Origin of the sequence: Mycobacterium sp. IS-1556 (assembly GCF_001499985.1) — a bacterium.
GTDB lineage: Bacteria > Actinomycetota > Actinomycetes > Mycobacteriales > Mycobacteriaceae > Mycobacterium.
In genome coordinates this window covers 41861-65260 of sequence record NZ_LQIM01000041.1, presented here as the reverse complement: position 1 = coordinate 65260, position 23400 = coordinate 41861, and the positions used below count along the sequence as shown (strand labels likewise).

Here is a 23400-nt window from a genome sequence, read left to right as displayed (position 1 = left end):
GTCGCCGAGTGTGGTCTCGTCACACACTCCAGCGACGTTTCGCGTGCCGGTAACCCGCGTTCGGCGCAACGGCGCTGCGGAGCGTCATGGCAGCGCCAGCCGGACGATCTTGCGCACCACCGTCGCGAACTGCCGCGGCAGCGACCCCTTGTTGTAGGGGATGCCGTAGCGCTCGCAGATGTCCTTGACCTCCGCCGAGATCTCGGCGAGCCGGTGCGCCGGGATGTCGGGGAACAGGTGGTGCTCGATCTGGAACGACAGGTTGCCGCTGAGGATGTGAAAGAGCCTGCCGCCGGTGAGGTTTGCCGACCCGAGAACCTGTCGGAAGTACCACTGCCCGCGCGTCTCGGCCTTGGTCTCCTCGATCGTGAACTCCTGGACGTCATCCGGGAAGTGGCCGCAGAAGATGATCATGTACGACCAGACGTTGCGGATCAGGTTCGCGGTGAGGTTGCCCGCGAACACCCACGGTGCGAACGGCCCCGCAAGCAGCGGGAAGGCAACATAATCCTTGAGCGTCTGGCGTTTGGTCTTGCGCCAGATGCCTTCGAGGATCTCGCGCTTGTCGGCGATCGTGATCTCCCCGGCGCGGATGCGTTCGGTCTCCAGTTCGTGCAGTGCGACGCCGTACTGGAAGAGCACCATCAGCAGGAAGGCGTAGACGGGGTTACCGAGGAAGTACGGCGTCCACTTCTGGTCGCTGCTCATCCGCAGGATGCCGTAGCCGACGTCGCGGTCCATGCCGACGATGTTGGTGTAGGTGTGGTGCATGTAGTTGTGCGAGTGCCGCCACTGGTCGCCGGGGCAGGCGGTGTCCCACTCGAATCCCCTGCTGGAGATCGCCGGGTCGCCCATCCAGTCGTACTGGCCGTGCATGACGTTGTGGCCGATCTCCATGTTGTCGAGGATCTTCGACAGGCCCAGCATCGCGGTGCCTGCCAGCCAGAACGGCGGGAACACGCCGCCGAACAGCAGGGCGCGGCCGCCGAGCTCGAAGCCACGCTGCGCCTTGATGATTCGACGAATGTAGGTGGAGTCGCGCTCGCCGAGGTCGGCGATGACCCGTTCCTTGAGCGCGTCGAGTTCGCGGCCGAATGCCTCGGCCTGTTCTGGCGTCAGGCTGACCGTCTTGCCTGCGACGGTCTTTTCGATGGTGCCCGGTTGTGTGGTGGTGGTGACTGTCATGTCGTGACTCCTCTCTCAGAGCGCGATGTCGACGTCGCCGACGGGCGCGGACACGCACAACTGCACGTCCTCCTCGTCGACGCTCGACACCGCTCCGGTGATCAGGTTCTTGACTGCGCCGCGGGTCTTGCGGCGAGTACAGCTGTGGCAGATGCCCATTCGGCATCCGCTCTCGGGGTTGAGTCCGGCCGCTTCGGCCTGCTCCAGCAGCGGGCGCCCGTCGTCGGCCACTGCGACGCTGCTGTCGGTGAAGGCGACCAGGCCGCCGGACGCCTCGGCCGGCGCCAACGTCGGCGGTACGAAACTCTCCGAGGCGACGTTCGGGCAGTGCGCACGCACCGCCTCGACGAGGTCTGGCGGTCCGCAGACGAACACGGCGTCGGGGTCGGGCATCGCGGCTGCCAGGTGGGCCGGGCCGAACCGGCCGTCGAGATCGGACCCGGCCCTCTCGCGGGTGTAGCCGTGCAGGACCCGCACGTCGCGCATCGCGTCGAGCTCGGCGCGATAGCACGCCTCCTGGGCCGACCGTGCGTAGTGGACGAAGGCGAGTTCGCCGTCGAAGCGCTGGGCGCGCAGGGTCCGCAGCATCGACATGACCGGGGTGATGCCGCTGCCGCCCGACACGAACAGGATGCGGCGCGGCCGGGTGGCGGGCGGGCCGCCCGGCAGAGTGAAGTCGCCCCCGACCGAGTCGAGCCCGACGACCATGCCGGGTCGGGCGTGCTGGTTGAGGTAGGTCGAGACCAGGCCGCCGTCGTGACGACCGATGGTCAGCTCGAGGTGAGCGGCGCCCTCGGCGTTGGCCGGCGAGTACGGGCGAGTGCGACGACGGCCGTCGATCTCGACCGTGAGGTTGATGTGCTGACCGGCGCGGTGGCCGGTGAACGCCTGATTCGGCTTGAGGGTCAAGGTGACGCTGCGCGGCGTCTCGCGTCGCACCGCGACCACCTCGGCACGGGCCTGCGCCCGGGTCCAGGTCGGGGCCACGAGCTCGGTGTATCGGTCCACGCCATGCGGCCCGGTGAGCAGGTCGACCAGCGGCGACCGAAGCGCCCTGTCCCACAGCCCTTGGGTCAAGATTTGAGTAAACATGTGTACACCATGTGCGTTCTCCGGCGTATCAGTCAAGGGTTTCCCCGCTGGTTGTGGTACCTTTCACATAGTGAACGGCCGTACGCCTAGCTCACGAACGAGCCGGTCGGGTCGATCGGGCAAGCCCCGCTCGCGGGATTCCGCGACGTTGACGCGGGAGGAGCGCAAGGAGGCCACCCGCCGCGCAATCGTCGCTGCGGCGCTCAAGTTGCTCGAGGACCGAAGCTTCTCCGCGCTGAGCCTGCGCGAAGTAACCCGTGAGGCGGGCATCGTGCCCGCGGCGTTCTATCGGCACTTCGAGTCGATGGAAGCCCTTGGGCTCGTCCTCATCGACGAGTCGTTCCGCAGCCTCAGAGAGATGCTGCGCGGGGCACGCGCAGGGAAACTCGACCCCAAGCGTGTCATCGAGTCCAGCGTGGACATCCTCATCGACGGCGTGAACCAGCGGCGCGAGCACTGGCGGTTCATCGGCCGGGAACGCAACAGCGGAGTCACCGTCCTGCGGTACGCGATCCGCACCGAGATCCGGCTGATCACCTCGGAGTTGGCGATCGACCTGGCGCGCTTTCCCGGCCTGAACACCTGGAGCAGTGAGGACCTCAACATCCTGGCCAGCTTGTTCGTCAACGCGATGATCGTGATCGCCGAGGCCATCGAGGACGCCCACGACCAGGCCGCGCTCGACGAGATTAAACGGGTGGCCGTCAAACAACTGCGAATGATCGCGGTCGGCGTCGCCGGCTGGCGCAGCAGCGTCTGATACCGGCCACGCTTTAGCGTGTGTGCATGCCGAATCTGGAACTGACCTACCCCCGGCCCGACATCGCCGTGCTGACGCTGAACCGGCCCGAGAAGCTCAACGCGCTGTCCTACGACCTCGTCGAGGATCTGCACGCCACCCTCGAGCGGATTGGCGCGGACAACGAGTGCCGGGTCGTCGTCCTCACCGGGGCCGGGCGCGGTTTCTGCTCCGGCCTGGACCTGACCGACCCGAACCCCGACAAGGCCGGCGAAGGAACGGAGTTTCCCCGCTCGGGTATGCGGTGGCAGGAGCGCATCGCCGACCTGACCGCGCGGATCCACCGGCTGCGCCAACCCGTGATCGCCGCGGTCAACGGCGTGGCGTACGGGGGCGGAATGGGGATCGCGCTGGCCTGCGACATCCGCATCGCCGCCGAATCCGCCCGGTTCTGCACGCAGTTCATCAAGCTCGGCCTGGGTGGCTGCGACATCGGGGTCAGCTACACGCTTCCGCGGATCATCGGTGCCGGCCCGGCGTTCGACCTCATCCTGACCGCGCGGGCGGTCGACGCGCCCGAAGCGTTGCGGCTCGGCCTGGTGTCGCGGGTGTCTTCCGAGGGATCGGTCGTCGACGACGCCCTCGCCATCGCCGAAACACTGTGCGGGTACGGCAAGTTCGGAGTGGAGTCGACCAAGCAGGTGCTGTGGGCGAACCTCGAGGCGTCGAGCCTGGAAGCGGCACTGCACCTGGAGAACCGCAGCCAGATCCTGTCCTCGACCAGCGGCGAGATGCGCGAAGCTAGCGAGGCGTTCCGCCGCCGTCCACGATGACGACCGTGCCGGTGATGTAGCTGCCCGCGTCGGAGGCCAGCAGCAGTGCGGTGCCGACCATCTCGTCCGGCGAGGCCAGCCGCTTCAGCAGGGTGCTGCGGGCCATCCCGTCGATCACCTCTTGCGGGTTGTTGCGCATCATGTCGGTGTCGACGGGGCCGGGCGCGATCGCGTTCACCCGGATACCCGAGGACGCGTACTCCGCGGCCATCGACCGGGTGAACGACATCAGCGCTGCCTTGTTGGAGGAGTAGATCGAGGTCATTGCCGAGAAGTTGAACGCCCCGACCGAAACCATGTTGATCACAGAGGCTTTGGTGCTGGCCTTGAGATAGGGCAACGCCGCCTGCACGAGGAACACCGGACCGCGCAGGTTGACGTCATAGGACTTCGCCAACGCCTCGGCGGTCATCTCGCCGAGTGGTTGCGCCAGCGCGTTGGCGGCGTTGTTGACCACGACGTCGACGCCGCCGAACTCGTCGACGGTCCGCGCCACGAGCGACTCCAGGGCGTCGACGTCGCCGAGGTGGGTCGGCACACCGATGGCCTGGCCGCCGAGACCGCGTAGCTGCTGCGCGGCCTGCTCGCAGGCGTCGGGCTTACGGCTGGCGACCACGACGCGGGCGCCGGCAAGCGCGAAACCCTCGGCGAGTGCGAGCCCGATTCCCCTGGTGCCGCCCGTGACGATCACGGCGCGGTCGGTCATGTCGAAGAGACGGTCGAATGAAGTGCGGTCCACGGCCGTCAGTCAATCAGAGCGTCGATGCGAACCCGCTGTCAGATGCAGCCGCTGATGCTGACCCGTCGCCCCACGTTCGCGCACACGTTGACGTTGGGCGCCGGCGGGACATACACCGGCGGTGGCGGCGGGGGCGGCAGCTCGTTGAGATACGACAGCGGGTCAGCGCAGCCGGTGACGTCGACGAACCTGCCGCCGACGGAACCGCAGAGTGTCGCCTCGGCGTTCGGTGGGCTCACGTTCACCAGGCCGCCTGCGAAGAGCGCCGCTGCCGCGCACAGCCATACCTTGCGCACATTTCCTCCTTCGGGCGGGTGCCGAGAGGCCATCGCCGAGCCGATTGTGTCAGGCGCCGAGTCGGCCCGGGGCCGAACGAGGGGGATCGACGAAGCGGCCGTAACGAACCGCTTCGGCGCATCGATGTCTTGAGCGATGCCTGAACCATCCCGCCCTGTACGGTGGCCGCATCCGCTGCCGAACGGGTGCTCCGACAAACTGCTGAGCCCGTCTACTCGACGTTTGCTCTCAACCGATATACCGACCCGGCACTGGGCCGCATTCTCGGTTCCCGGCGAGGCGGCGCATCGGTGAGCCGGCCCTCTTCGCGGGTGGCGTCCGACATAGCAAGATGCTAGGCTCGGCGCGCATCCCGACTTCGCAGCTCCGCTGTGTCGCAACAGCAATCGTGCATCCTCGCGATCTCGACCCATGCCTCTGTCAGCTCGCCGGCGCCTGAACACAGACGTTCGTCCAGCGCGCTGATGCGAAGTATAGGGAAACACCGGATTCTTCCATGGCTCACCGCCGACTAGGTTTGCCAGGCGGTGACGGTGTACTGCACCACAACCGCATTTCGTCAACGGGTTTCCAGCAGGGGGGACTAGTCGTGGCCGCGAACACCGAGCCGTCCAACAAGCGGCACCGCGTGCACGAGGCACTGCGCCGAATGGCCGCGGTACCGATCGCCCTGGTGGCGGGCATCGCGATCCTGGGCGCGCCGCCGGCCAACGCGGCAGAGGCATGGCAGCGGCAGAGCCCGGCCCTGTCGACTCCCTGGTCGCATCTGGTCGGCCCGAACAACGCGCTGCCCGAGTACCCCCGGCCGCAGATGGCGCGGGCGCGCTGGCTGAACCTCAACGGCGTGTGGGCCTACACCGGGCGGTCCGGCGACGCCGCGATGACGACACCACCGTCGGCCGACGACTACGACGAGAAGATCCTGGTGCCCTACCCGACGGAGTCGGCGCTGTCCGGGATCAAGCGGCACGACGACCAGATGTGGTACCGCAAGGTCTTCGAGCTGCCGGGCACCTGGCGGGGGCAGCGGGTGCTGCTGCACTTCGGCGCGGTCGATCAGACCGCCACCGTCTGGGTGAACAACCGGCGCGTGGCCCACCACGAGGGTGGTTTCACCGCGTTCAGCGCGGACATCACCGATGCGCTGAAGTGGACGGGGACGCAGGAGATCGTCGTGCGCGCCGAGGACCGCAACGAAGACGGCCCGTTCGCGGTCGGCAAGCAGCGCAACGATCCCGAAGGTCTGTTCTACACCGGCGCGTCGGGCATCTGGCAGACCGTGTGGATGGAACCGGTCCGCGCCGCACACATCGAAAAGCTCGACATCACACCGGATTTGACGGGATTCACCGTCACACCGCGGGTATCCGGAACCACCGATGAGCGGGCCGAGGTGATCGTCTCCGTCCAGGACGGTGCGACGCTGGCCCGTTCGTCGGCCGAACCCGGCAAGCCGGTGCGTGTGCAGGTGCCGAAGCCGCGCTTGTGGACGCCCGACGACCCCTATCTGTACGACCTCGAGGTCCGGCTCGTCAGCCCGTCGGGAAAGGTCGTCGACGAGGTCAGCAGCTACGGCGGCCTGCGCACGATCAGCACGGTGCGGGATCCGCAGGGCCGGCCGCGAATCGCGTTGAACAACAAGATCACTTTCCTGCACGGGCCGCTGGACCAAGGCTATTGGCCCGACGGCATCTACACCGCGCCCACCGACGACGCGCTGAGGTTCGACCTCGAGCGCACCAAGGCGCTCGGCATGAACTTCGTCCGTAAGCACGCGAAGGTGGAACCGGCGCGCTGGTACTACTGGGCGGACAAGCTCGGGCTGCTGGTGTGGCAGGACATGCCGTCGCTGAACGTGTCCCTCGACGTTCCGGTCGGTCCGGCGCCGGATCCGCCGCCGGAGGGGAAAGCGAACTTCGAACGTGAACTCGTCGAGATGATCGACCAGTTGCGCAGCGTCACTTCGATCGTCGGCTGGGTCACGTTCAACGAGGGCTGGGGTGAGTTCGACACCGCCAGAATCGCCCGCGTGGCCAAGACCGCGGACCCGACGCGGATGGTCAACGCCAGCAGTGGGGTGAACTGTTGCAAATCGCGGCCCGACAGCAGGGCCGGCGACGTCTACGACGACCACACCTATGTCGGCCCGGGCCGTCCGGTGCTGCACGACAATCCGGCGACCCCACGCGACGAGAGGACGATGCTCGGCGATCGTCCGGTGCCGCTCGAACACCGGGTGGTGGTCGACGGTGAGTACGGCGGCCTCGGGTTGGTGCCCGACGGGAACCGCTGGCCGGGCAAACCGCAGGCCTACGAAATGGCCGACAACCGAGCGCGTTTGACGCAGCGCTACGTCGAGGTGAGCCGCGACCTGGAAGAAGCGGTCCGCAGGGGCGGTCTGTCCGGCGCGATCTACACCCAGACCACCGACGTCGAGAACGAGGTCAACGGCTTCATGACCTACGACCGGTGGTTGGTCAAGATGACGCTGCGAACGGTCGCCGAACGCAACCGCGCAGTGATCGCGGCGGGCGCACAGGTGGCCCCTCCGGACCCGCGGCGCTGAGTCACAGCGCGCGACGGCTCGTGAACTCGTGTGACCGCCCGGTCTCCGGGTGCACGAACTCGATGCTGTGCGCCAGCAGTTGCAGTGGCCGTGAGAAGTCGTCTGGCGCAACGTCGAGCACGTCGGGGTACAACGGGTCGTTGACGATCAGCAGCCCCAGCGACGCCATATGGACCCGCAGCTGATGCGTCCGCCCGGTCCGCGGGGTCAGTCGATAAAGCCCATTGCCAACGTGCTCCACGCAAGTTTCCGCATTCGGGTCACCGGGCTCTTCTATCGCCTGTAACTGCCCGCGCCGCTTGACGATGCGACTGCGCACCACCATCGGGAACTCGAGTGACGGGTCGACACCGGCCCGCGCCAGGTACGTCTTTCGCACCTCACCGCGGGCGAACATCGTCTGATAGGTGCCCCGCGCCTCGCGCCGCGTCGTGAACAACAGCACGCCCGCGGTCAACCGGTCCAACCGATGCGCCGGCGACAACTCCGGCAGGTCGAGTTCTCGCCGTAACCGCACCGTCGCCGTCTGCGCCACGTGGCGGCCCCGCGGCATCGTCGCCAGGAAGTGCGGCTTGTCGACCACCACGATGTCGTCGTCGCGATACAGCACGGGAATGTCGAACGGCACCGGCACCTCGTCGCGCAGATCCCGGTACAGGTACACGAACGCACCCGGCGGCAGCACCGTACCCGCCGTCACGACGTCACCGCCAGCCGTAACCACCTCGCCCGCAAACACTTTGGTGGCGGCTGCCTCGCCGAACCGAGAGGCCAACTCGACCAGCACCGCCCCGCCACGCAGCCGCACCCGCGCCGGACCCAGCCCGTCACGCACCGGCAACGGCGGCATACGTCTCAAGTGAGCGGCACCGGTTCGAGGATCTCGGCGCGCGCCTCCGGCGCTGCCGCCCGTAACGCGTCGGCCGACTCGTCGTCGGGTTCCTGCTGCGAGCGCACCTCCGCCTCGACCCGCGCCAGGTACGTCGCCACTTCACGGTCGACGTCCTCGGCGCTCCAACCCAGCACCGGCGCAACAACTTCGGCGACCTCACGCGCGCAGTCCACTCCGCGGTGCGGATACTCGATCGAGATCCTCATCCGCCGCGCCAGGATGTCCTCCAGATGCAACGCGCCCTCGGCAGCCGCGGCGTACCACGCCTCGACCTTGAGGTACACCGGCGCTTCGGTGATCGGATCCAGTAGGTCGGGTCGCACCCCGGCCTGTTCTCTGGCCATCTGCAGTACCTCGCCGATCAGCGAGCCGTACCGGTCCAGCAGGTGGCGCACCCGGTACGGGTGCAGGTCGTAATGCGCGCCGACGCTTTCGGTCTGGTTGATCAGCGCGAAGTATCCGTCGGCGCCCATCAGCGGCACCTTTTCGGTGATCGACCGCGCCACCCGCGCCGGAATGTACTCCGCGGCAGCGTCGATGGCGTCCTCCCCCATCACCCGGTACGTCGTGTACTTTCCTCCGGCGATCGCCACCAGGCCCGGCGCCGGCACCGCCACTGCATGCTCGCGCGAAAGCTTCGACGTCTCCTCGCTCTCCCCTGCCAGCAGGGGGCGCAACCCGGCGTACACACCGTCGATGTCGTCGTGGGTCAGCGGCGTCGCGAGCACCTTGTTGACGTTCTCGAGGATGTAGTCGATGTCGACCTTCGTCGCCGCGGGGTGCGCCAGGTCCAGGTTCCAGTCCGTGTCGGTGGTGCCGATGATCCAATGCGTGCCCCACGGGATCACGAACAGCACCGACTTCTCGGTGCGCAGGATGATCGCGACCTCGCTGACGATCCGGTCGCGGGGCACCACGATGTGTACGCCTTTGGAGGCCCGCACGCGAAATCGTCCGCGCTGCTTCGACAATGCCTGGATCTCATCGGTCCAGACACCGGTGGCGTTGACCACGACGTGTCCGAGCACCTCGGTCACCGCACCGGTCTCGGAATCGCGGACCTCCACGCCCGTGACCCGGTCGCCTTCGCGAAGCAACGCCACCACCTGCGTCGAGGTCCGCACCACCGCCCCGTAGTGCGCGGCCGTGCGGGCCACGGTCATGGTGTGGCGCGCGTCGTCGACCACGGTGTCGTAGTAGCGGATCCCGCCGATCAGCGACGACCGCTTGAGGCCCGGCGCCAGCCGAAGGGCTCCGGACTTCGTCAGATGCTTCTGCGCCGGAACGGATTTCGCGCCACCGAGCTGGTCGTAGAGGAAGATGCCCGCGGCCACGTACGGGCGCTCCCACCACCTGTTGGTCAGTGGGAACAGGAAAGGCAGCGGTTTGACCAGGTGCGGCGCCAACGTCGTCAGCGACAGTTCCCGCTCGTGCAGCGCCTCGCGCACCAGCCCGAACTCCAGCTGCTCCAGGTAACGCAGGCCGCCGTGAAACATCTTCGACGACCGGCTCGACGTCCCCGATGCGAAGTCACGGGCCTCGACGAGGGCGACCTTGAGCCCGCGCGTCGCTGCATCCAGCGCGGCGCCCGCCCCGACGACGCCCCCGCCGATCACCACGACGTCGAACTGCTCGCTGCCGAGCCGCTCCCAGGCCTCGGCCCGCTGCTCGGGGCCCAGAAGCGTCTGCCCGTTGGCCGGGATCGGATCGCTCACCGGAATGGACTCCTAGTTACTGGTGGGTACGTTCGTCCGTCCCAAGGCTACGTGGGTTCAGTCCAGATCGTCGTGCGCCATCAACCGCCGGCCCGCCTCGGTGATCGACCCCGACAGCGACGGGTACACCGAAAACGTCTGCGCGAGATCCTCGACGTCGTTGCCGTTCTGCACCGCCAACGCGACCGGCATGATCAGCTCCGAGGCGATCGGTGCCACCACGACCCCGCCGATCACCACCCCGGTCGCCGGACGGCAGAAGATCTTCACGAAGCCGCGCCGCAAACTCGACATCTTGGCCCTGGCGTTGGTGTTCAGCGGCAACATGATCGTGCGCGCAGCCACCGACCCGTCGTCGATCTTGGATTGGGGCACCCCGACCGCCGCGATCTCGGGCCGGGTGAACACCGCGGCGGCCACGGTGCGCAGCCGGATCGGCTCGAGTCCTTCACCGAGCACGTGGTACATCGCGATGCGGCCCTGCATGGCGGCCACCGAGGCCAGCAACATCAGCCCGGTGCAGTCCCCCGCGGCGTAGATGCCCGGCACGGTGGTGCGTGAGACCCGATCGACCTTCAGATAGTCGCCCGGCCCGAGGTCGATGCCGACCCGCTCGAGGCCCAGGCCCGCCGTGTTGGGCACCGAGCCGACCGTCATCAACGCATGGCTGCCCTCGACGCATCTACCGTCGGTCATCTTGACCACGACACCGTCGTCGGTACGGCTCACCTGGTCGGCGCGGGCGTTCTTGACCAGCGTCACCCCGCGCGAACCCAGCGCGTCCTCGAGCACCGCGGCGGCGTCGGAGTCCTCGTGGGGAAGGATCTGGTCGCGGCTGGCCACCACCGTCACCTTGACCCCGAGTTCGGTGTAGGCGTTGACGAACTCCGCGCCGGTCACCCCGGAGCCGACGACCACCAGATGCTCGGGCAGTTCCTCGAGGTCGTAGAGCTGGCGCCAGTTCAGAACGCGTTCGCCGTCGGGTTCGGCGCCGGGCAGCACCCGGGGGCTGGCTCCGGTGGCGATCAGCACGACGTCGGCGTCGATCGTGCCGACGGTGCCGTCGTGCGCGGTGATCTTGACGGTGTGCCTGGCCATGCCCGGCATGTCGTCGACCAGCTCACCCCGGCCGGCGATCAGCGTCACGCCATCGTTGCGCAACCGCTCGGCGATGTCGGCGGACTGGGCGGCAGCCAGCCGCTTGACCCGCTCGTTGATCTGCCGCAGCGAGATCTTGGCGTCCTCGAACTCGAGCGCATAGCCCAGGTCCGGTGCACGACGCAGCTCGGTGCGCACGCCCGTCGACGCGATGAACGTCTTGGACGGGACGCAGTCCCACAGCACGCACGCCCCGCCGATGCCGTCGGAGTCGACGACGGTGACCTCGGCAACTTCGGGTCCTCGTGCCGCGGCGACCAATGCCGCCTCATAACCGGCGGGCCCGCCGCCGATGATCACGATGCGGGTTGCCACGACCCCAACCTAACGAAGCGGATGGTTGATCGCGCAGCCTGTGCGCGAACCCAGCTAGTCTTTCCTGGTGCCGCTCTATGCCGCGTACGGATCGAACATGGATCCGGAGCAGATGTTGCAGCGCGCGCCCCATTCCCCGATGGCGGGGACGGGGTGGCTGCACGGCTGGCGTCTGACGTTCGGCGGGGAGGACATCGGCTGGGAGGGCGCGCTCGCCACGGTCGTCGAGGATCCGACATCGAAGGTGTTCGTCGTGCTCTACGACGTGACCAAGGAGGACGAGGAGAACCTCGACCGCTGGGAAGGCTCGGAACTGGGCTTTCACAAGAAGATCCGCTGCCGGGTGCACCGCATCTCGTCGGACACCAGTTTCGAGCCGGTGCTGGCGTGGCTGTACGTGGTCGACGCGTGGGAGGGTGGTCTGCCGTCGGCACGCTATCTCGGCGTGGTGGCCGACGCCGCCGAAGTCGCCGGCGCCCCAGCGGATTACGTGCACAACCTACGAACTCGCCCGGCGCGCAACATCGGCCCGGGCACCAGCGGCTGACTCTTTTCCGCGAGTTTCCGCGTGGGCCCACGCGAAGTTCCGCGAGCGACCGCGTCTGTACGCCGACACGCCGTAATTCGCGCGCATTTCGCGGTCCCTCACGCCGCGCGAGCGCGACGCAACTGGTTGTCGATGCGAGCAACGAACTCCCTCGACCGGTACCGAACATCCTCGAAGACGATCGCAATGACCACCCATCTGACGTCGAGGAGTGCAGCCGTTCGGCGACGGTCGCGCCGTAGCGCCTCGGCGCTGCCGTGCCAGTCCAGACCGTCGTACTCGACGGCCACCCGGTAGGCCGGCCAGGCGAAATCGACGCGACGAAGCTGCCCATTTCCGTCGATGAGCTCGTACTGCAGCTCGGGGGTCGGCAGGCCACCGTCGATCATCGCGAGCCGCGCTTCGCTCTCCATCGGTGATTCCGAGCGGGCGTCGGCCAACGTGATCAGGTCGCGAACGGCGACGATGCCGCGCCGGCCGGCCTGCTCGACGGCCGCACGCCACAGCTCGGTCCGATTCACTGAACCGCTGCGCAGCGCGGCATCCAACGTGGCCAATGCCCTCGGTCGACGCTGCGAACGGGCCACCTCCACCGCCGTCCACGCCGCCGCGGTGACCGGTCTGCCGTCGACGACGGTCAGCGGCGCACCCTCGCGTCGATGGACTTTCATGCCGTCGGTCGATCGCAATCGTGAACCCGGCGGACTGAGCACATGAAGATCGGCGGGCTCTTCGATATCGAAGCCATGGATCGCCGCTGCGGTATGCAGACACGCGGCCACCGGAGTGCCACAGCGAAAATCGAGCCCGCGCAGCCGCATCGCGTCATCCGGTTCGCCAATGCAGTAGACGCCTGGCCAAAGCCGTTGCAAGGGACCGGATTCGAGTGCTGAGTCGAAGCCGCGCCTCGTCATGTGTTGCAGAATCTGGGCACTCGTCGCGAGCCCGCCCTGCGCATCGAAAAGTTCTGTCAATTCTCGGTTCACAGCGCTGATCGTCAGCGACGAGCCGGCGCGCCGGTAGGCCGTGTGGCCAAGCTGTGGATGAAGGTCAAATTGTGGACGATCAACTCCCGCGTGGGCCCACACGTCAGTCGGGGACGACCGCCGAGTGTTCGCGAGAACCGGCGTGTCGGGGCGCAAACACGGTCACTCGCGGGAGAAGGACAGTTAGAACTGAGCGGCCTGGTCGATGATGTTGACCAGCACCCGCACCCCTACCGCCAGCGCCCGCTCGTCGAGGTCGAACGTCGGCTGGTGCAAATCCAACTGGGGGCCGCGGCCCGTCCACACGCCCAGGCGCGCCATCGCACCCGGCACTTCCTCCAGATACCACGAAAAGTCCTCGCCGCCGCCGGACTGCCGGGTGTCGGCCAGCACGTCGGGTCCGATCGCTTCGATCGCGTGGGTCAGGATGCGCGTCGAGATCTCCTCGTTGACCACTGGCGGCACCCCGCGGCGGTACTGCAGGCTGTACTCGATACCGAGCGGCGCGAGTAACGACGAAACAGACTCGCGCACAATGGATTCCAGCATCTCCCAGGTGTCGCGGCTGGCGGTGCGGATGGTGCCGGCCAGTGTGCCGGTCTGCGGGATCGCGTTGGCGGCGACGCCCGCATTGACCGCACCCCACACCATCACGGTGCTGTTGCGGGGGTCGATGCGGCGCGACAACACCCCGGGCACACCCGTGATCAGCGTGCCCAGCCCGTAGACCAGGTCACCGGTGAGGTGCGGTCGCGAGGTGTGACCGCCCGGCGAGTGCAGCGTCACCTCGAGCTGATCGGCGGCCGACGTGATCGGTCCGGCCCGCATCGCGACCTTGCCCACGGCCAGCCGCGGATCGCAGTGCAGCGCGAAGATCCGGGACACCCCGGTCAGCGCGCCCGCGGCGATCGCGTCGATCGCCCCGCCCGGCATCAGCTCCTCGGCGGCCTGGAAAATCAGCCGCACCCCGACCGGGAGTTCGGGCACGTACGCCAACGCCAGGGCGGCGCCCAGCAGGATCGCGGTGTGCGCGTCGTGCCCGCAGGCGTGGGAGACGTTCGGCACCAGCGACGCGTACGGCGCGCCGGTGCGGTCGGCCATCGGCAGCGCGTCCATGTCGGCGCGCAACGCGATTCGAGGTCCATGCTCGGGACCGAAGTCGCACGTCAAGCCCGTTCCGCCGGGCAGCACCTTCGGGTTCAGGCCCGCGTCGGCCAGCCGGGACGCGACGAACTGCGTGGTGGCGAACTCCTGCCGGCCCAGCTCCGGGTGCATGTGAATGTGGCGGCGCCACTCGACGAGGTCGTCGTAGTGGGCCGAGAGCCACCGCGCGGCGGCGTGGGGCAGCACGCTCACGACGCCCGCCTCGCCTGTGACTCCATCACCCGGTCGCGCTCGTGCGGCGTTTCGGCCAACCGCACGGCGGTGCGGGCCAGCATGATCGCGCCCTCGATGACGGCCTTGTCCGCGCTGGGCCCGGCCGCGGCCGTCGCGAACGCCGGCTGGTGCACCGACGCGCCGCCCGCATCGATGCCGACGATCGGATGGATTCCGGGCATCACCTGGGTGACGTTGCCCATGTCGGTGCTGCCCAGCGGCAGCGCGGCCTCGACGTCGGCGTGTACCGGCTCGCGGCCCAGCCGCTGCATCTCGGCGCGGAACGTCTCCGCCAGCCAGGTGTCCGGGGTCAGCTCGAGGTAGCTGGGTTCGGTCTCGGTGACCTCGTGGCTGCAGCCGGTCGCCACAGCGCCGGCCAGGAAGCAGTCGGCCATCCGCCCTTCGAGTTCCCGCAGCGAGGCGGCGTCGTTGGCCCGCATCGTGAACTGCATCTCGGCGCGCGCGGGAATGACGTTGGTGGCCTGGCCGCCGTCGGTGACGATGCCGTGCGCCATCTGACCGGGCGCCATCTGCTGGCGCAGCAGCCCGATCGCCACCTGCGCGACGGTGATCGCGTCGACGGCGTTGAGGCCGAGGTACGGCGCGACCGCGGCGTGCGCTTCCCTGCCCTCGTACCGGATCGCGACCTGCGAGAGCGCGAGTGAGCGCGCGCGGGCGATGTCGAGCGGGCCGGGGTGCAGCATCACCGACGCCGCGATGTCGTCGAACGCGCCGGCGTTCAGCATCAGCACCTTTCCTCCGCCGGCCTCCTCGGCCGGGGTGCCGAGCAGCACGACCGTCAGCCCCAGCTGGTCGGCCACCTCCGCGAGTGCCAGCGCGGTGCCGACCGCGGACGCGGCAATGATGTTGTGTCCGCAGGCGTGCCCGATGCCCGGCAGCGCGTCGTATTCGGCGCACACCCCGATGACGAGCGGCCCGCTGCCGTAGACGGCGCGGAACGCGGTCTCCAACCCGCCGGGCGCATGTGCGACGGCGAACCCGTACTCGGCCACCAGGGCCTGCGTCTTGGCACAGCTGCGGTGTTCGGCGAACGCGAGTTCGGGTTCGGCGTGGATGGAGTGCGACAACTCGACCAGATCGCCACGGCGTCGGTTGACGGCGTCTTCGACGGCGTCCGACGCGGTGAGTGCTGGCATCTTGGCAGTATCTCACTGCGGCCGCGCGCCGGAACCGACAGATAAGCTCGCGCACTGTGACCGATGCGCGGGCCCTGACTGCCGAATCGGCGGCCGCCATCGCCGAGCGCACCGGCGTCGACCGCCACGACGTCGCGGTCGTCCTGGGTTCGGGCTGGGCACCGGCCGTCGAACCGCTGGGTGACCCGGTGGCGGTGGTCCCGATCGCCGAATTGCCGGGGTTCACCCCGCCGGCCGCCGAGGGACACAGCGGCCAGTTGTTGTCGATGCGCGTCGCCGACCACCGGGTGTTGGTGTTCGTGGGCCGGATCCACGCCTACGAGGGCCACGACCTGCGCCACGTCGTGCATCCGGTGCGTGCCGCCTGCGCGAGCGGCGTGCACACGGTGGTGCTGACCAACGCCGCCGGCGGACTGCGCGAGGAGTTCGCGGTGGGCCAACCGGTGCTGATCAGCGACCACCTCAACCTGACGGGCCGCTCCCCGCTGGTGGGGCCGCGGTTCGTCGACATGGTCGAGGCGTACTCGCCGCGACTGCGCGGCATCGCTCGCGAGATCGACCCCGCGCTGGCCGAGGGCGTCTACGCCGGGCTGGCGGGGCCGCAGTACGAGACGCCCGCGGAGATCCGGATGCTGCGCACGCTGGGCGCAGACCTGGTCGGCATGTCGACCGTGCACGAGACCATCGCCGCGCGTGAAGCGGGCGCGCAGGTGCTCGGGGTGTCGCTGGTGACCAACCTCGCCGCGGGGATGACGGGCCGACCGCTGAACCACGAAGAGGTGCTGGAGGCGGGCCGTCGGTCGGCGACGCGAATGGGCGCGCTGCTCGCCGCGGTCATCGCCCGGCTCTGACGGCGACCCGCGTCGCTGGAATATGCCGACAGGAAAGTGGGCACACTAGCGCCATGACTGCGTCGCCGGCGACAAGTACAGCGCAGGAGTGGATCACTCACGATCCCGATCCCCAAACCGCCGCGGAGCTCTCGGAGTGTTCGCAAGAAGAGCTCGAACGGCGATTCGCACACCCACTGACGTTCGGCACCGCGGGCTTGCGCGGACCGCTGCGCGGTGGCCCCAGCGGCATGAACCTGGCCGTGGTGCTGCGCGCCAGCTGGGCGGTCGCCAAGGTGCTCACGGACCGGGGCCTGGCCGGCCAGGACGTCATCGTGGGCCGCGACGCCCGGCACGGGTCCGACGAGTTCGCCCTGGCCGCCGCCGAAGTCCTTGCCGCGCACGGGTTTCGCGTCACGCTCTTCTTCACCGCCGTGCCCACGCCGATCGTCGCCTTCGCCGTGCGCCACCGCCCGGCCGCCGCGGGTATCCAGATCACCGCCTCGCACAATCCGCCGTCCGACAACGGCTTCAAGGTGTTCTTCGGCGGCGGCTTCCCGATCATCTCGCCGACCGACCGCGAGATCGAGCAGGCCATGGCCGAGGCGCCGCACGCCGACGAGATCCCGCGCCAGGCGGTGACGCCGGGCGGCGTCGACGAGGTGCAGCGCTACGTCGAACGCGCCGCGAATGTCCGGCACACCCACGGTTCGGTGCGGGTCGCGTTCACCCCTCTGCACGGCGTCGGCGGGGAGTTCGCCCTCGACGCGTTCGTGCGCGCCGGCTTCTCCGACGTGCATGTCGTGGAAGACCAGTTCGCGCCCGACGCCGACTTCCCCACGGTGACCTCGGCGAACCCGGAGGAATCCGAGGCCGTCGAAGCGGTGCTGAAACTGGCCGCCGACGTCGACGCCGAGGTCGCGATCGCTTTGGATCCCGACGCCGACCGGTGCGCGGTCGGCGTTCCGACGCCGGACGGTTGGCGCATGCTCTCGGGTGACGAAACCGGTTGGCTGCTGGGCGATTACATCTTGTCGCAGGTCGAACCCGGGGCGGTGACCGAATCCACGGTGGTGGCCAGTTCGCTGGTGTCGTCGCGCATGCTGGCGGCGATCGCGCGGGAGCAAGGGGCGCGTCACGTCGAAACGCCCACCGGCTTCAAGTGGCTGTCGCGGGCGGACGTCGACCTGCCGGGCTGCACGTTGGTGTACGCATACGAGGAGGCGATCGGCCACTGCGTCGATCCGTCCGCGGTGCGCGACAAGGACGGCATCAGCGCAGCGGTGTTGGTCTGCGATCTGATTGCGGCGCTGCGCGACCGCGGGCACACACTGCTCGACGCGCTGGACGACCTGGCCCGCCGCCACGGCGTGCACACCACGACGGCGGTCTCGCGGCCCGTCGAGGACGCACAGGAGGCGAACGCGGTGATGACACGCCTGCGTGAGACGCCACCCGACCGCCTCGGCGGATACGAGGTGACCGTCACCGATCTGGAGCCCGATGACGGTACCGACGCGCTGATCCTGACCGGCGGTGGCGATGACATCGCGGTGCGGGTGGTGGTGCGCCCCTCGGGTACCGAACCAAAAGTCAAGTCCTACATCGAGGTACGCAGCAGCGACGTCGCCGATCTGGCAGCAGCGCGGGAGCGGGCCGAGCGGGTGCAGGACGAGTTGGCCGGCCTCTGCTCGCGGTTCTAGCGCGGGCCGAACTGGCGGTCCCCCGCGTCGCCGAGGCCGGGCACGATGTAGGCGATGTCGTTGAGGCATTCGTCGATGGTGGCGGTGACCAGCCGGACGTTCGGCGCCGCCTTCTCCAGCGCGGCCAAGCCTTCCGGTGCGACGACGACGCAGATCGCCGTGATGTCGACGGCGTTGCGCGAATGCAGCAACTCGACCGTGTGCAGCATCGAACCGCCGGTCGCCAGCATCGGGTCGAGCACGATCACCGGCTGGGTGCTCAGGTCGTCGGGCAGCGACTCCAGATACGGCGTCGGTTGATGGGTTTGCTCGTTGCGGGCGACACCGACGAAGCCGACGCGCGCCTCGGGGATCAGCACGTGCGCCTGGTCGACCATGCCCAGACCGGCCCGCAGCACAGGGACGAGCAACGGCGGGTTGGCCAGTCGGCAGCCGGTGGTCTCGGCCAGCGGGGTGCGCACCGGGATGGTCTCGACGGCGGCGTCCCGGGTCGCCTCGTACACCAGCATCAGCGTGAGGTCTCGCAAGGCCGCCCGGAAGACGGCGTTATCGGTTGTGGCGTCGCGCAACGTGGTCAGTCGTGCGGCCGCGAGCGGGTGGTCGACGACGCGCACATCCATTGCCCGACCTTAACGGGAACCGAGGTCCGTCGCGCCGCGTCCTAACGACATGCACGCCGATACGGACGCCATCCGCAACCTGGCCGCGGCGAACTCCGCGCACGCCGACGAACTCGCCGCCATCGCTTCGAAACTCGCGAGCGCCCCCACGTCGGCGCCGGCGTTCGGTCCAATCGGCGAGCCGTTCCTCGCGGCGCTGGCCGAAGCCGTCGCGCACGAGGCCCGCGGCGTCGCAGCGTTGCGGGATCGGGCATCGGCGACCGGTGACACCGCATACCGGACGGCGCGCGCCTACGACGACGCCGACGATCGCGCGGGCGCACGGGTCAGCGGCGTCTGACGATGCCGAGTGCGTTGGTGGCCGCGCTGACGGCACCCCTGCGAGAACTTCAGTCGCTGGTCGGCCCCGGCTCGCGGGCCGAGTTGGCGACCGCTCTGCACGACGTGCGCAATGCGCTGCAGGAGGTCTCGGCGTCGACCAGCCAGGCCTGGCGAAGCGCGGCGCCGCACTGGACCGGCCCCGGAGCCGACGCGGCCGAGCGCGTCGTCATCGCGACCGCCGCGCAGACGGAAGAACTCGCGCGACGGGTCGGGCGGCTCGGCGAAACGGCGGATGCCGCCGACGCGGCGGTCGCGCGCGCTCATCAGCGCCTACGCGACGTCGTGGACGCGTTCGAGGCCCGAGCGGCCGCGCTGGAGCCGTATCTCGATTCGCCCGGCGTGACCGAGGAGCTGATGGCCGAGGCACGGCGGTCGCTCGCCGAGGCCGTCGCGGTGATCGACGAGTTGCGCGCCGAGCTCGACGGGCACGCCGCCGGGATCGCCGCGGGCGCGACGGCTCCTGCCGCGACGACCCCGTCCGGCGCCGCGGCAACCACACCGTCAAGCTTCGGTGCGCCCATGGGTCCGCTGGGAAGTGCTGGCGGGTTCGGCTCCGGCGGTGGCGGGCTCGGAACCAGCGCCGGCGGGCCCGGGTCCAGCGCCAGCGGGCTCGGCACGAATGCGGGCGGCCTCGGCTCTCTGGTGCGCGACATCGCCGAACTCTCCCGACCCGAAGCTCCTGTTCCGACGCCGGATGCCGGGATCTTCGGAGACGGTGTAGCGGTGCGGCTTCCCGACGGCAGCTCCGCGACGGCGCCGAACGCGGTGGCGGCGAGCGCTGTTCGGCACGCGCTGACGCAGTTGGGTGTGCCGTACTACTGGGGCGGCACCACGCCGGGCGTCGGCCTCGATTGCAGCGCCCTCACCCAATGGGCGTATTCGGAAGCGGGACTGAGCCTTCCGCGGCTCGCGCAGGAGCAGGACATCGGCGCGCCCGTCGCCGCGGGCGATCTACGGCCGGGTGACCTCGCGGTGTGGGACGGTCATGTCGCGATGATCGTCGGGAACGGCCAGATGATCGAGGCCGGTGACCCCGTTCAACTTTCGCCGATTCGGACGAGCAACGCGGGACAGGGTTTTCAGGGGTTCTGGCGGCCGACTGCGTAGGCGGCAAGGGTGTTGTGCACAGATAAGTCGAGCAGCGCACTGTCCAGTGGGCGGTCGAGTAGCAGCAGCCGGAGATATGCCGGGGCCACGAGAAACTCGATCAACTCGTCTGGGTCGGTGCCGACTGGGAGCTCGCCGCGGTCGATGGCACGTTCGACGATGCGCGAAGACCCCAGGAATCGACTGCGCCAGAATGCCTTACGTGCATCGACGGCACCGTGGTCGCGACTGTCGAGCGCAGCGGCCACGCGAAGAATCCGCTCGACCTCCGGGCGTCGAAGCAAGTTGAGTATCTGACCCAACAGTGTCCCTAAGTCGCCCTCGAGCGTGCCCGTGTCGGGAATCGGATTGTCGGCGCGGGCGAGGTGGCCGACCGCGGCAGCAGCAAGATCGTGCGTCGTGGGCCAGCGCCGATAGATCGTGGTTTCCGCGACGTCTGCCAAGCGTGCGACATCGCGCACCTTGAGTCCGTCGTAGCCGTCGTCGAGCAGCCGCTCCACCGCCGCTTCGAGAACCTTCACACGGACGCGCTCAGAGCGGCCCCCAGGTCGTCGGGTGACCAATCGCCACCTCCTGTGACGTGCGGCTATGGCCAGCGTAAGGTCCTTAATGCAATTTTTCTAGCGTTAGGGCTCAGCATGTCGGCTCCGGAAATCGTCACCGAGATCAAGGGCAGGAGCGTCACCCGAGGTGAGGTACTTGCCTGGGAGGACCGTCGCATCACCGCAGTGGCGAGAAAGCTCGGCGTGCGCGTGCCGCGCAGCGGCGTCACAGAACGGCGCGAAGCGTTGTTGCAGGCGAAGCGCGCCCTCGGTGCCGAGAAGATCACCGCCCGACTCGATCGCGAGATGAGAATCGCCGACGCCGCCGCCCGACTGGAAGCCCGCCTGAGCCCTCGACGTCGGATCAGCAGCATCGACGTATACGTCCGTGGCGGCTCCGCCGAGACCTTCGTCGACGCGTTCGAACGTTGGACGCAGACCTCTGACGAGTTGGCGATGCTTCGAGCGTGCCCGGACCACTTCCTCATCCGCACCGGCGCCGACCGCCGACAGCGGGTGCTGGAGACGACCGGCGGCAGTCCGTTTGCGGCGCTGTTCTTGATCGACTACGACGACGTCTCGTCGCTGGTCACACCCGCCGATACGCGCTTCCCGCATCAGATTGCGGGCGTCGCACGGGCGTCCGACGGGTTCGCGATCGGTGGCGTGCGCCATCAGTTCCGTGACACCGACGATGGGTTCCACGCTCGACTGACTGTCGAGTTCCCGCTGCCGACGCTGAGGCGGATGGTGGCCGGACACCGGTGGCACCTTGCGTGCGAATTCTGCAACTGGATCGAAGCGGCACTCGAGCAGCCCACGGCGTAGGCGGTATGGCCCTGCGCCAGCTTGACAACCAATCTCGATCGTTAGGCTGTGCGCCATGGCTGCTGACATCGTGCCGATCCGGCTCGGCTTGACCAAGGGCGACCTGTACACGTTATGGGCTCCACGCTGGCGCGATGGCGCCGACGAGTGGGAGGCCTTCCTCGGCAAGGACGAGGATCTGTATGGGCTCGAGTCGGTTGCCGACCTGGTCGCATTCGTCAGGACCAACAAGGACAACGACCTCGTCGACCACCCGGCATGGGACAAGGTCACCGAGGTCAATGCGCACCGGCTCGATCCGGCCGAGGAACACGAGTACGACGTCGTCGGCGTACCGGACATCGTCTCCGAGAAGGCCACCGAAGAGTCGGTGCGGCGACTGCACCGGACGCTGGCGGTCGTCTCGGCGCTCGGCTCGGTGTGCGAGCTGCCGGCGGTCGCCAAGTTCTTCAACGGCAACCCGGTGCTGGGCACGCTCGGTGGTGGAATCGACGCGTTCTCCGGGCGCCGGGGACGCAAACAGTGGGCCGCAATCGAGGCCGTGATAGCCAGAGGTTGGGACAACGTCGTCGACGCGCTCGACGAAGTGATCACCACACCGGATGTCGACGCGGACGCCGTGAAGAAGGCCGAGGCAGAACTGGCCGAGCCGGCACCGGAACCGGAACCGGAAGAAGAGCTGATCGACGAGGTCGAGGACAGCGAGGACGCCGAGGACGAGGGCGCGGAGGAACCCGACGCGCTGGCCGTCCAGGCGCAGAGCCAGGTGCTGGGCAGCGACGAGGACTTCTGGCTCAAGGTCGGCATCGACCCGGTGCGGATGATGACGAGCGCGGGCACCTACTACACGCTGCGCTGCTATCTGGAGGACCGGCCGGTCTACCTCGGCCGCAACGGCCGCATCAGCGTATTCGGCTCGGAGCGGGCGCTGGCGCGCTATCTGGCCGACGAGCACGACCACGACCTGTCCGGGCTGGCCACCTATGACGACATCCGGACGGCCGCCACCGACGGCTCGCTGCAGATCGACATCACCGACGACAACGTCTATGTGCTCACCGGCATCGTCGACGACCTCGCCGAGGGACCCGATGCGCTCGACCGCGACCAGTTGGACTTGGCCGTCGAACTGCTCAGGGACGTCGGCGACTACTCGGAGGACTCGACGGTCGACCAGGCACTCGACGCCGATCAACCGCTGGGCCGGATCATCGCCCACGTTCTGGAGCCCGACAAGGTCCGCGCGCCGAGCCCGCCGTATGCCAAGGCCGTCGAGCAGTGGGAGGCGTTGGAGGCGTTCGTCGAGTCCCGGCTTCGCCCCGAATAGCGTTACAGCTCAGTTGCTTTCGGGTGGCGAGGCTCATACAGACCGAGCTCACCGCCGCCGGGCAGTGCGATGGTGGTCAACAGACCCCAGCCCTGGTCGGTAACCGGTCCGCAGGCGATTCCCTTGTCGGACAGTCGCTCAATGGTGGCCGTGACGTCGTCGCACATCAAATACAGCTCGTGCGACCCGGCACCCTCGGCCGGATGCACGGCGACCTCGGCCGGCGGCAATTTGAAGATCAGCCAACCACCGCCGGCGTCGACGTTCGGATACTCGAGCACGTCGCGGAAGAAGGCCCGGTCCGCTTCGGCGTCGCGGCTGTAGACGATGACGTGGGCTCCGGTGATCATGTGGTCACCGTACGACGCGCTCTGGCTGGCGGAGGCACGCCCTCGCGTGAGGAGGTGCTCCCGCCGGCCCACCTGTCCTACATGCCGTCGGGCCTGGCGGCTCAAGCCGCCGCC

23 protein-coding genes are annotated in these 23400 nt (G+C 68.6%); 10 read left to right on the top strand and 13 right to left on the bottom strand.

Going from position 1 to position 23400, the window contains the following annotated elements:
• Positions 1–84: 84 nt before the first annotated feature.
• Together AU187_RS23115 and AU187_RS23110 are read right to left on the bottom strand one after the other, a co-directional pair.
• Positions 85–1185 (bottom strand): fatty acid desaturase family protein, encoded by a 1101-nt coding sequence (locus AU187_RS23115; RefSeq protein WP_059099070.1) that lies wholly within the window; start codon positions 1183–1185, stop codon positions 85–87.
• Positions 1186–1200: 15 nt separating this feature from the next.
• Positions 1201–2277: a ferredoxin reductase gene (locus AU187_RS23110; RefSeq protein ID WP_059167388.1), complete on the bottom strand. Its 1077-nt coding sequence runs from the start codon at positions 2275–2277 to the stop codon at positions 1201–1203.
• Positions 2278–2347: 70 nt separating this feature from the next.
• Here AU187_RS23110 and AU187_RS23105 point away from each other — a divergent pair, with 70 nt between their 5' ends.
• Entirely contained in the window at positions 2348–3037 is a 690-nt protein-coding gene (locus tag AU187_RS23105) for a TetR family transcriptional regulator (RefSeq protein ID WP_059167387.1), read from the top strand.
• Positions 3038–3063: 26 nt separating this feature from the next.
• The gene (locus AU187_RS23100) at positions 3064–3849 is read left to right on the top strand and encodes an enoyl-CoA hydratase/isomerase family protein (RefSeq protein ID WP_059167386.1); all 786 of its coding nucleotides are present in this window, start codon (positions 3064–3066) and stop codon (positions 3847–3849) included.
• Here the strand turns inward: AU187_RS23100 and AU187_RS23095 are convergent.
• Together AU187_RS23095 and AU187_RS23090 are read right to left on the bottom strand one after the other, a co-directional pair.
• Entirely contained in the window at positions 3818–4588 is a 771-nt protein-coding gene (locus AU187_RS23095) for an SDR family NAD(P)-dependent oxidoreductase (RefSeq protein ID WP_059167385.1), read from the bottom strand. The two genes, AU187_RS23100 and AU187_RS23095, sit on opposite strands and share 32 nt — an antisense overlap.
• A 38-nt stretch (positions 4589–4626) precedes the next feature.
• Complete coding sequence (locus tag AU187_RS23090) at positions 4627–4884, bottom strand: hypothetical protein (protein WP_059167384.1); 258 nt, start codon at positions 4882–4884, stop codon at positions 4627–4629.
• Positions 4885–5534: 650 nt separating this feature from the next.
• Here AU187_RS23090 and AU187_RS23085 point away from each other — a divergent pair.
• Positions 5535–7451 carry a glycoside hydrolase family 2 protein gene (locus tag AU187_RS23085; protein WP_059167424.1) on the top strand — a complete coding sequence of 639 codons (1917 nt, stop codon included), beginning with the start codon at positions 5535–5537 and terminating at the stop codon, positions 7449–7451.
• Position 7452: 1 nt separating this feature from the next.
• Here AU187_RS23085 and AU187_RS23080 read toward each other — a convergent pair whose 3' ends face one another.
• The 3 genes from AU187_RS23080 to AU187_RS23070 are packed head-to-tail and all read right to left on the bottom strand — an operon-like array spanning position 7453 to position 11531.
• Entirely contained in the window at positions 7453–8301 is an 849-nt protein-coding gene (locus AU187_RS23080; RefSeq protein WP_059167383.1) for a pseudouridine synthase, read from the bottom strand.
• 5 nt (positions 8302–8306) lie between these two features.
• The gene (locus tag AU187_RS23075; protein WP_059167382.1) at positions 8307–10058 is read right to left on the bottom strand and encodes a glycerol-3-phosphate dehydrogenase/oxidase; all 1752 of its coding nucleotides are present in this window, start codon (positions 10056–10058) and stop codon (positions 8307–8309) included.
• A 57-nt stretch (positions 10059–10115) separates the two neighbouring features.
• A complete protein-coding gene (locus AU187_RS23070) occupies positions 10116–11531 on the bottom strand; it encodes an NAD(P)H-quinone dehydrogenase (RefSeq protein ID WP_059167381.1) in 1416 nt (471 codons plus the stop codon).
• Between the two features lie 67 nt (positions 11532–11598).
• Between AU187_RS23070 and AU187_RS23065 the strand changes: the two genes are divergently transcribed.
• Entirely contained in the window at positions 11599–12078 is a 480-nt protein-coding gene (locus AU187_RS23065; RefSeq protein WP_059099452.1) for a gamma-glutamylcyclotransferase family protein, read from the top strand.
• 98 nt (positions 12079–12176) lie between these two features.
• On the opposite strand, the gene AU187_RS23060 is transcribed toward AU187_RS23065, so the two are convergent.
• The 3 genes from AU187_RS23060 to AU187_RS23050 form a co-directional block, all read right to left on the bottom strand.
• Positions 12177–13064: a type IV toxin-antitoxin system AbiEi family antitoxin gene (locus tag AU187_RS23060; protein WP_059167380.1), complete on the bottom strand. Its 888-nt coding sequence runs from the start codon at positions 13062–13064 to the stop codon at positions 12177–12179.
• A 183-nt stretch (positions 13065–13247) separates the two neighbouring features.
• On the bottom strand, positions 13248–14420 hold the full coding sequence (locus AU187_RS23055; RefSeq protein ID WP_059167379.1) for an amidohydrolase: 1173 nt from the start codon (positions 14418–14420) through the stop codon (positions 13248–13250).
• On the bottom strand, positions 14417–15598 hold the full coding sequence (locus tag AU187_RS23050; protein WP_059167378.1) for a M20 family metallopeptidase: 1182 nt from the start codon (positions 15596–15598) through the stop codon (positions 14417–14419). Before AU187_RS23050 ends, AU187_RS23055 begins: the two co-directional genes overlap by 4 nt.
• A 56-nt stretch (positions 15599–15654) precedes the next feature.
• Between AU187_RS23050 and AU187_RS23045 the strand changes: the two genes are divergently transcribed.
• Positions 15655–16449, top strand: a complete 795-nt coding sequence (locus AU187_RS23045; RefSeq protein ID WP_059167377.1) for a purine-nucleoside phosphorylase — start codon at positions 15655–15657, stop codon at positions 16447–16449.
• A 53-nt stretch (positions 16450–16502) separates the two neighbouring features.
• Positions 16503–18131: a phospho-sugar mutase gene (locus tag AU187_RS23040; protein ID WP_059167376.1), complete on the top strand. Its 1629-nt coding sequence runs from the start codon at positions 16503–16505 to the stop codon at positions 18129–18131.
• On the opposite strand, the gene upp is transcribed toward AU187_RS23040, so the two are convergent.
• Positions 18128–18751: a uracil phosphoribosyltransferase gene (upp, locus tag AU187_RS23035; protein WP_059099446.1), complete on the bottom strand. Its 624-nt coding sequence runs from the start codon at positions 18749–18751 to the stop codon at positions 18128–18130. The genes AU187_RS23040 and upp overlap by 4 nt on opposite strands.
• Positions 18752–18800: 49 nt before the next feature.
• On the opposite strand from upp, the gene AU187_RS23030 reads away from it, so the two are divergent.
• Together AU187_RS23030 and AU187_RS23025 are read left to right on the top strand one after the other, a co-directional pair.
• A complete protein-coding gene (locus AU187_RS23030; RefSeq protein ID WP_059167375.1) occupies positions 18801–19091 on the top strand; it encodes a type VII secretion target in 291 nt (96 codons plus the stop codon).
• A 2-nt stretch (positions 19092–19093) separates the two neighbouring features.
• Positions 19094–20239, top strand: coding sequence for a C40 family peptidase (locus AU187_RS23025; protein WP_059167374.1), 1146 nt, complete (start codon positions 19094–19096; stop codon positions 20237–20239).
• On the opposite strand, the gene AU187_RS23020 is transcribed toward AU187_RS23025, so the two are convergent.
• Positions 20212–20760, bottom strand: a complete 549-nt coding sequence (locus AU187_RS23020) for a TetR/AcrR family transcriptional regulator (protein WP_059167373.1) — start codon at positions 20758–20760, stop codon at positions 20212–20214. The two genes, AU187_RS23025 and AU187_RS23020, sit on opposite strands and share 28 nt — an antisense overlap.
• Positions 20761–20877: 117 nt before the next feature.
• On the opposite strand from AU187_RS23020, the gene AU187_RS23015 reads away from it, so the two are divergent.
• The gene (locus tag AU187_RS23015; protein WP_059167372.1) at positions 20878–21609 is read left to right on the top strand and encodes a hypothetical protein; all 732 of its coding nucleotides are present in this window, start codon (positions 20878–20880) and stop codon (positions 21607–21609) included.
• Between the two features lie 55 nt (positions 21610–21664).
• Positions 21665–22936: a protein export chaperone SatS gene (satS, locus tag AU187_RS23010; protein WP_059167371.1), complete on the top strand. Its 1272-nt coding sequence runs from the start codon at positions 21665–21667 to the stop codon at positions 22934–22936.
• Positions 22937–22938: 2 nt separating this feature from the next.
• Here the strand turns inward: satS and AU187_RS23005 are convergent, their stop codons facing one another.
• A complete protein-coding gene (locus AU187_RS23005; RefSeq protein WP_059167370.1) occupies positions 22939–23286 on the bottom strand; it encodes a VOC family protein in 348 nt (115 codons plus the stop codon).
• Positions 23287–23400 lie beyond the last annotated feature (114 nt).

What these genes read in the sequence shown, in the direction of transcription:
- AU187_RS23115 (WP_059099070.1), bottom strand. Translation starts at nt 1,185, where the DNA reads ATGACAGTCACCACCACCACACAACCGGGCACCATCGAAAAGACCGTC.
- AU187_RS23110 (WP_059167388.1), bottom strand. Translation starts at nt 2,277, where the DNA reads ATGTTTACTCAAATCTTGACCCAAGGGCTGTGGGACAGGGCGCTTCGG.
- AU187_RS23100 (WP_059167386.1), top strand. Translation starts at nt 3,064, where the DNA reads ATGCCGAATCTGGAACTGACCTACCCCCGGCCCGACATCGCCGTGCTG.
- AU187_RS23085 (WP_059167424.1), top strand. Translation starts at nt 5,535, where the DNA reads ATGGCCGCGGTACCGATCGCCCTGGTGGCGGGCATCGCGATCCTGGGC.
- AU187_RS23080 (WP_059167383.1), bottom strand. Translation starts at nt 8,301, where the DNA reads ATGCCGCCGTTGCCGGTGCGTGACGGGCTGGGTCCGGCGCGGGTGCGG.
- AU187_RS23050 (WP_059167378.1), bottom strand. Translation starts at nt 15,598, where the DNA reads ATGCCAGCACTCACCGCGTCGGACGCCGTCGAAGACGCCGTCAACCGA.
- AU187_RS23040 (WP_059167376.1), top strand. Translation starts at nt 16,503, where the DNA reads ATGACTGCGTCGCCGGCGACAAGTACAGCGCAGGAGTGGATCACTCAC.
- upp (WP_059099446.1), bottom strand. Translation starts at nt 18,751, where the DNA reads ATGGATGTGCGCGTCGTCGACCACCCGCTCGCGGCCGCACGACTGACC.
- AU187_RS23030 (WP_059167375.1), top strand. Translation starts at nt 18,801, where the DNA reads ATGCACGCCGATACGGACGCCATCCGCAACCTGGCCGCGGCGAACTCC.
- AU187_RS23025 (WP_059167374.1), top strand. Translation starts at nt 19,094, where the DNA reads ATGCCGAGTGCGTTGGTGGCCGCGCTGACGGCACCCCTGCGAGAACTT.
- AU187_RS23015 (WP_059167372.1), top strand. Translation starts at nt 20,878, where the DNA reads ATGTCGGCTCCGGAAATCGTCACCGAGATCAAGGGCAGGAGCGTCACC.
- satS (WP_059167371.1), top strand. Translation starts at nt 21,665, where the DNA reads ATGGCTGCTGACATCGTGCCGATCCGGCTCGGCTTGACCAAGGGCGAC.
- AU187_RS23005 (WP_059167370.1), bottom strand. Translation starts at nt 23,286, where the DNA reads ATGATCACCGGAGCCCACGTCATCGTCTACAGCCGCGACGCCGAAGCG.